Origin of the sequence: Hymenobacter metallilatus (assembly GCF_003944705.1) — a bacterium.
Taxonomy (GTDB): Bacteria; Bacteroidota; Bacteroidia; order Cytophagales; family Hymenobacteraceae; genus Hymenobacter; species Hymenobacter metallilatus.
The window spans coordinates 82,797-89,658 of record NZ_RWIS01000018.1 but is presented as its reverse complement, the minus strand read 5'-3'; the positions used below and the strand labels follow the sequence as shown (position 1 = coordinate 89,658).

7 protein-coding genes are annotated in these 6,862 nt (G+C 56.0%); 2 read left to right on the top strand and 5 right to left on the bottom strand.

Features of this window, described 5'->3' with window-relative positions; genetic code table 11:
• Nucleotides 1–101 precede the first annotated feature (101 nt).
• Nucleotides 102–1,367, bottom strand: coding sequence for a metallophosphoesterase family protein (locus EI290_RS20825; protein WP_185817099.1), 1,266 nt, complete (start codon nt 1,365–1,367; stop codon nt 102–104).
• A 61-nt stretch (nt 1,368–1,428) separates the two neighbouring features.
• Nucleotides 1,429–3,123 carry a M28 family metallopeptidase gene (locus tag EI290_RS20820; RefSeq protein WP_125433574.1) on the bottom strand — a complete coding sequence of 565 codons (1,695 nt, stop codon included), beginning with the start codon at nt 3,121–3,123 and terminating at the stop codon, nt 1,429–1,431.
• A gap of 120 nt (nt 3,124–3,243) precedes the next feature.
• On the opposite strand from EI290_RS20820, the gene EI290_RS20815 reads away from it, so the two are divergent.
• Nucleotides 3,244–4,011, top strand: a complete 768-nt coding sequence (locus tag EI290_RS20815; RefSeq protein WP_185817098.1) for a nucleotidyltransferase domain-containing protein — start codon at nt 3,244–3,246, stop codon at nt 4,009–4,011.
• Between the two features lie 103 nt (nt 4,012–4,114).
• Here EI290_RS20815 and EI290_RS20810 read toward each other — a convergent pair whose 3' ends face one another.
• The gene (locus EI290_RS20810; RefSeq protein ID WP_221766297.1) at nt 4,115–4,471 is read right to left on the bottom strand and encodes a GNAT family N-acetyltransferase; all 357 of its coding nucleotides are present in this window, start codon (nt 4,469–4,471) and stop codon (nt 4,115–4,117) included.
• Nucleotides 4,472–4,714: 243 nt separating this feature from the next.
• Between EI290_RS20810 and EI290_RS20805 the strand changes: the two genes are divergently transcribed.
• Nucleotides 4,715–5,797, top strand: a complete 1,083-nt coding sequence (locus EI290_RS20805; RefSeq protein WP_125433573.1) for a DNA polymerase beta superfamily protein — start codon at nt 4,715–4,717, stop codon at nt 5,795–5,797.
• 271 nt (nt 5,798–6,068) lie between these two features.
• On the opposite strand, the gene EI290_RS20800 is transcribed toward EI290_RS20805, so the two are convergent.
• Both EI290_RS20800 and EI290_RS20795 read right to left on the bottom strand, forming a co-directional pair.
• Nucleotides 6,069–6,314, bottom strand: a complete 246-nt coding sequence (locus tag EI290_RS20800; RefSeq protein ID WP_125433572.1) for a hypothetical protein — start codon at nt 6,312–6,314, stop codon at nt 6,069–6,071.
• A 183-nt stretch (nt 6,315–6,497) separates the two neighbouring features.
• Complete coding sequence (locus tag EI290_RS20795) at nt 6,498–6,776, bottom strand: hypothetical protein (RefSeq protein ID WP_125433571.1); 279 nt, start codon at nt 6,774–6,776, stop codon at nt 6,498–6,500.
• Nucleotides 6,777–6,862: the final 86 nt, after the last annotated feature.

Below are 6,862 nucleotides of genomic sequence, written 5' to 3'. Positions count from 1 at the left end.
TGCCACTGCGAGTCAGTAAGGGGTTGGTAGCCATCAACCATAATGCCCGTGGAAGCCTAGGAACTCCCCGCGCAACTTACTGACTCGTTTCTTTTTAGCCCCTACCTAATTCCCAAACACGCTCTTAATAGTGATGTCTTGCCACATTTGTCTTTTCCTAATATAAGATAATCATGAGAGTCATTTATTAGATTATTGAAATCAAACGAATGGCTAGCAAAATCAGCTCTTCTGACTTCTTCTGAACTTTTCTTGCTGAGAACAGGAGCTGTCCAAAGATCATTAAATCCTTTGATACCTCTTTCTATTTTTCCGTGGAGGAAAAGATCATTCGCCTCCTCTAGCTCAATATCGAAGCGCTGTCTTAATTTTTTTCTAAAACGATTCTGCTCTTGTTTTGCTTGGCTAATAGGAATAGGTATATTTTTTACACCATTGTCATATAAAAATTCTCTTCTTATATCATAGTATCTACTCAAGCACTGTGCGATAGAATCATCTAGGTTTACATTAATAAAGGTATACCCAATTGTTGAACCGTCAGCTTCAGCTAAGGTTGCTGCCGCTTCTAACTGAAGAATGCCTGAATTATTAGTGTAAAATGCAGAAGCTGAATCTTTGTGTACATGTCCAGAAAAAGATATATTGAAATTATTGTGAATTATATCTTCTAATTCGTATTTGTTAAAGCCTTTAAAATCTGACATCGGATGATGGTGAAGTAGAATTTTAAAATCACATTTATCAATATATTTTAATCCTGTACTTATGAATTTCAATGGCATCAACAGATTTCCTTGGTCATATTTAGTGCCAGTGCTCGTGTCAAGTTTTCCCAATGCTCGCCAAGATGTATTGGCGCACATAATTCCAATATTTAAATTATGGAATTTTCTAATGTGACAAGAAAAACCTTTTTCGTATAAAAAGTCATTGTTGCTATTATTAAAAATAGAGTCTGTGAATTCAAAATAATTTGATAACGGTTCAAGACTATTTTTATAATCAAAACTAGATATAGTTGCAAATGTATCTAGTTTTGAATTATTTTGTATTTTATCTATATATTCAAATGTTGCTAAGCTTATTTTTTCTCGATTAATGTCATGGTTGCCAGGGCATATGAAGAAATTGTCTATAGATAAATTCAGTTTTGATAATAACTTATCTATTAATTCAAATTTTGCTTTGTGAAAATTTTCAATATTATTTCCATTATCAACAAGGTCACCTGTGAAAAATATAATATCAGGTTTATGTCCCCTTTCTACTATATCGTTGATCAAGGCATCAACAATCTTTGATTGCCGATATTGATCAGATTGTTTCGTGCTGAAATGGTAGTCTGTTAGATGTAAAATATTCATACGAGGAAATGAGTTGTCTTTTGAAGATTCAATCGAAAGATAGTACTTATCATACATAAAACTATCTATTCGCATTCTTATCCCGCGCCGCCCGGAACTCTGAGCCTTCACGCCACTGCGGGAAGGTGGTTTCCGAGGCCAGGCGCTGGCCCACGCGGAAGTAGAGCTGGGCGTCCTGGGCAATGCCCGAGAGGTCCCAATTGGGGTCGAACTGGTCGGCGGGCTTGTGGTACATGTCGGCGGTGTAGGCGCGGCGCTTGTCGGCAATCCACTGCTTGCCCTGGGTGCGGCTCTCGAAGCTGCCGCTGGCGTAGAGCGAGGGCACGCCCACGTGGGCAAAGTTGAAGTGGTCGGAGCGGTAGAACATGCCGGTTTCGGGCGTCTGGTCGGGCAGCACGTAGCGGTCCTGCTCCCGGGCCGCCGCGCGGGCGTAGTCCTCCAGCTCCGATTGGCCGTAGCCGATAACCGTCAGGTCCTTCATCGGGCCGTAGGGCCAGAGCATGTCCATGTTTAGGTCGGCCACCGTCTTGTTGAGCGGAAAGGGCGGGTGCTGGGCGTAGTAGGCCGAGCCCAGCAAACCCTGCTCTTCGGCCGTAACGGCCAGGAACACGATGCTGCGCTGGGGCTTCTCCGGGCTTTTCTGGAAGGCTTCGGCAATGCTGAGCAGGGCGGCCAGACCGGTGCCATCATCCACGGCCCCGTTGTAGATGGAGTCGCCCTGAATGGCTTTGCCGATGCCGAAATGGTCCCAGTGGGCCGAGTAGAGAATGTACTCGCTGGCGCGGGTGGTGCCGGGCAGCACGGCCAGCACGTTGCGCGAGGTCTGGCGGCGGAGCTTGTTCTGGATGCTGCCCGAGAGCGTGAGCCCGCCCAATGCGCGCGGCTTAAAGCCCTTGGTGTTGGCAGCGGCGTACAGTTGGTCGTAGTTCTGGCCGGCGGCCTGGAACAGCCGTTTGGCCGCGTCCAGCGTCAGCCAGCCTTCCAGGGCGCACTTGTCGGCACCTTTATTGTCGGTTTGGGGGCGCAGCTTGGGACTCACGGCCCCGCTCAGCACCACGCTCCAGGGGTAGGCGGCCGGTTGGGTATCGTGCACGATGAGCACGGCGGCGGCCCCGTGGCGGGCGGCTTCCTCGTATTTGTAGGTCCAGCGGCCGTAGTACGTCATGGCCCGACCCTTGAACAGGGTAGAATCCTGGCCCGCGTTGCCGGGGTCATTCACCAGCACCACCACGGTTTTGCCCTTCACGTCGAGGCCCGCGTAGTCGTCCCAGCCGTACTCGGGGGCCACCACGCCGTAGCCGGCAAACACCAGCGGCGTGTTCTGCACGCTCACCGTGGGCTGCTCGCGCTGGGTGAAGGTCACAAAATCCGTCTTGTACTCGAGGCTCAGCGGCTGCCCTTTGCCCTTGATGAGCAGGGCCGGGGCGGGTGTGCCGGTAATTTCTACCAGCGGCACCGGCTGGAAATACGTACCGTTGGGGCCCGGCTGCAAACCCAACCGCCGGAACTCATCGGCCAGATACTGGGTGCTGCGCGTCTCGCCCTCGGTAAACGGCTTGCGCCCCAGCATCTCGTCCGAAGAAACCGCCTGAAGGTACTTGCTGATGGTGGCGGCGCTGATGGCGGTTGGAGTATCCGGCGCGACGGGCGGGGTAGTGGTGGCGGCCGTTTCGGTGGCAGCAGGCCTGGGTTGGCAGTTGGTCAGGGTCAGGCCGAGCAGGAGGGTGGCGGAAAGCAGGCGAGCGGGAAATGGCATAGGGCGCGACGAGAAGCTGGCAGAAATCGGTCAGTAACTGAGCCGGATGGCAGTTATTTCCCAATAGTACTAGATATTCGGGTACGAATCCTGTCATTACGGCCCCCTTTTCACTTTCCCGTGCAGCTCCGCATCCAATTCGCCCTCACCCAACTCGAAGCTACCCACGGCATCCGTATCCTCTTCGCCTGCGAGTCGGGCAGCCGGGCCTGGGGCTTCCCCTCGCCCGATTCCGACTACGACGTGCGCTTCATCTACAGCCACCCGGCCGACTGGTACCTGACCCTCGAAGAAGGCCCCGACACGCTCAGCTTCCCCGTGGACGACGAGCTGGACCTGGGCGGCTGGGAGCTGCGCAAGACGCTGAAGCTGCTGCGCGGCTCCAATGCGGCCCTTTTCGAGTGGCTTCAGTCGCCGGTGGTGTACCGGGAGGCGGCCGGGTTTCGGGCGGCGCTGGGGCCGCTGCTGCCCGTCTGCTGGAACCCCCGGGCTGGCTTGCACCACTACCTGGGCCAGCTGCGGCGCGGGGTAGAGGAGGATTTGACCGGCGAGCAGGTGCGCCTCAAGCGGTTGTTCTACGCCCTGCGCGCCACGCTGGCCGCCCGCTGGATTCAGCAACGCCCCACGGAGGTGCCGCCCATGGAGTTCCGGCCGCTGCGGGAGCTGCTGCCGACGGAGCTGACCGGTACCGTAGATGAGCTGCTGGCCCGCAAAGCCACCGCCGACGAGAAAACCACCGTGCCGCGCCCGGCGCTGCTGGTGGCGTATCTGCAGCAGGAATACGCCGCTGGCCAGGTCGCCCGCGCCACCTTGCCCGTCCCGCGCCACCCCGAGCCAACGTTGGCGCTAGATGCTGTATTCCGGGCGTGGCTGCAGCCGCAGCCGTAGCGCGAAGCCGTTGCTTCGCGTATCGTCGGACGGAAACGGTTGGTAATGCGGTTGGTATCGACAACGATACGCGAAGCAACGGTTTCGCGCTACTGGCCGTCGGTCACGTCAGCTGGTAGATAAATTCTTCAATCTCGGCCTGGCGCGCACTGGCAAAGCCGGTATCGGTGCCCACTTTGTGAAAGCCACAGTTGGTGAGGACTTTCTGTGAGCCAAAATTGTCGAAGGCCACCCGGCCAGTGAGGGGGCAGGCCGGCTCCAGCTGCAGGAAGCTACGCAACGCGGCAGTTGCCACGCCCCGGCCCCAAAAGCTGCGGTCCAGCCAATAGGTAATTTCGGCGTTGCCATGCAGTTCAAACTTAGCAATGCTGCCGGCCAGCACGGCATCCACCAGAATGGTGTGCATGTGGATGGTGGGGTCGTGCAAAAACCGGCTGTATTTCTCCCGATATGCTTCCAATTAGCGTAATCTTTGGGCATGAAAGCCGCCAGATGGGCTGCCTCAGCATTCAGCTGAAACCGAAATAACGAATCCAGGTCAGTGGGTTCGGTTGGTCTGAGCGTAACCTGTTGGTTCGGCATTCGGCTGTTGTCTTGTTATGGCCGTAGTCTGGCGCAGAAAGGAGGCCTGACTACCTGCCTAAAAGTAGAAAATACGCCCCAAACCATTCCGCCGGCCATTGGCTCCCGCACCAAAAGAACTATGCTCACAATTTCCGACCTGCGCCAGCGGGGCCTTATCCTGTTTGAGGCCCTGAGCGGCAGCCGCGCCTACGGCACCGACCTGCCCCACTCCGATGTGGACCTGAAAGGCGTGTTCATCCTGCCCGAAACCGAGTTCTTCGGCCTCGATTACGTGCCCCAGGTTGCCAACGCCACCAACGACGAGGTGTATTATGAGCTGCGTCGCTTCGTGGAGCTGCTGCTCAAAAGCAACCCCACGGCCCTGGAACTGCTGGCCTCCCCCCAGGATTGCGTGCGGTACCGGCACCCACTGTTTGAGGCGTTCCGGGTCGAGAATTTTCTCTCCCAGCTCTGCCGGCAAAGCTTCGCCGAGTACGCCGTGGCCCAGATCAAAAAGGCCCGGGGGCTGAACAAGAAAATCAACCACCCCGAGCCGCCCCAGCGCAAATCGGTGCTGGATTTCTGCTACGTGACCGTAGGGGCCGGGGCGCAGCCGGTAGCTACCTGGCTGGCGCGGCGCGGCCTCCAGCCCGGGCAGTGCGGCCTCGCCAACGTAAACCACCTTCACGACCTGTACGCCCTGTTCGTAGACGAAACCCCGGACCGCCGCCACGGCTACCGGGGCCTGCTGCGCGACGCGGAAACCTCCCAGGACGTGCTGCTCTCGGCCGTGCCGAAAGGGGAGATGCCGGTGGCTTACCTGAGCTTCAACCGCAACGGCTACAGCACCTACTGCCGGGTATTTCGGGAGTACCAGGAGTGGGAGCAGAAGCGCAACCCCGAGCGGTACCAGAACACCGTGCAGCACGGCAAAAACTACGACGCCAAGAACATGCTCCACGTGTTCCGGCTGCTGGGCATGGCCGAGGAAATTGCCACCACCGGCCGCCTGCACGTGCGCCGCCCTAACCGGGAGTTCCTGCTGCATATCCGCCGGGGCGAGTTTGAGTACGAGCAGCTGGTAACGGAGGCCGAAGCCTTAGTGGGAAGGGTAGAAGCTGCTTTTGCTACCGCCGCCCTGCCCGAAACGCCGGATAAGGCCGCCGCCGAGCAACTGCTGGTGCAGGTGCGGCGGGCGTGGTACGCGGAGGCGCAAGGCTAATCGTTGAAGCTGTTCAAGAAGTCGAAAGAACGCCATGCTGAGCTTGTCGAAGCATCTCTACCGCATCTTCTGAATCTTTCAACAAAGCGGTAGAGATGCTTCGACAAGCTCAGCATGACGTTCTAAATTGTTCTGTAAGACTTTCTAAACAGATTCGTTAGTAAAAAGCGCGTGTCATGCCGAACGGAGCGAGAAATCTGAGTTAAGCACATGCGGCTAACCCAGATTTCTCGCTCCGTTCGGCATGACACGTTCTTCTTTTGCTTTATGCCTACCGCGTGGAGTGGCGGCCTACTTTGTAAGAGGAGTTGCCGGCACGGGCTTTCTGGTGGAAGAAGCTAAGTCGTTTCTTACTGGCCTTGCGGCCCTTGTACTGCTTGTAAAACGGGCGGTGCGTGTAAGCGCGGCCGCGCATTTTGGCGCGGGCATAACGGGTGGGCCGGCCGGCTTCGGCCGTGGAAACGGGGCCGCCGCTCAACACGAGCAGGGCAAAAACCAGAATCAGGACGCGGGTCATAAGCCAGAATTAGGTGAGCGTGCTCAGATATAACTCCTGTTGTAGAATTAAAATTGCCTTTCGGAGGCAGCAGGGCTCAAAAACCAGGTGTAGAAAACGAAACCCTGGCAGCCGCAAAGCACAAAAAACCGGTCCTCCCTGCCAGCGGGCATAGGGAAGACCGGTTTTTTGCTGTGCTACAATTTATTGTCCGCCGCCAATTGTCTGGTTGCGGGAGCGGGGCGGAGTGGAGTTTTTTGGTTTTTTCCGGCGCCAGAACTGGAACCACTTCTGCCGGTAGCGTATCGTGCGCTTGCGGCGTATTTTGTTGCTGCGGCCTTTGTAGGTGCGGTAGTTAGGGCGGTGTACGTACACTTTGCCGCGCATTTTGGCGCGGGCCGCCGGGCCAGCCTGGCCGAGCGCCGGGCTTACGTCAACCAATGCCATCAGCATCAGCCAGAGAAGTAGAAAAAGTCTGGGCATAAAATGAAAGGTAAGCCGCAATAGGGGGGCGAAGTTAAAGCGCCGACCGGCAAGTATTCGGCCAGAATACGGGCCGTACGCAAAAA

Coding starts and splice junctions, on each gene's coding strand:
- EI290_RS20825 (WP_185817099.1), bottom strand. CDS start 1,367: ATGAATATTTTACATCTAACAGACTACCATTTCAGCACGAAACAATCT.
- EI290_RS20820 (WP_125433574.1), bottom strand. CDS start 3,123: ATGCCATTTCCCGCTCGCCTGCTTTCCGCCACCCTCCTGCTCGGCCTG.
- EI290_RS20805 (WP_125433573.1), top strand. CDS start 4,715: ATGCTCACAATTTCCGACCTGCGCCAGCGGGGCCTTATCCTGTTTGAG.
- EI290_RS20800 (WP_125433572.1), bottom strand. CDS start 6,314: ATGACCCGCGTCCTGATTCTGGTTTTTGCCCTGCTCGTGTTGAGCGGC.
- EI290_RS20795 (WP_125433571.1), bottom strand. CDS start 6,776: ATGCCCAGACTTTTTCTACTTCTCTGGCTGATGCTGATGGCATTGGTT.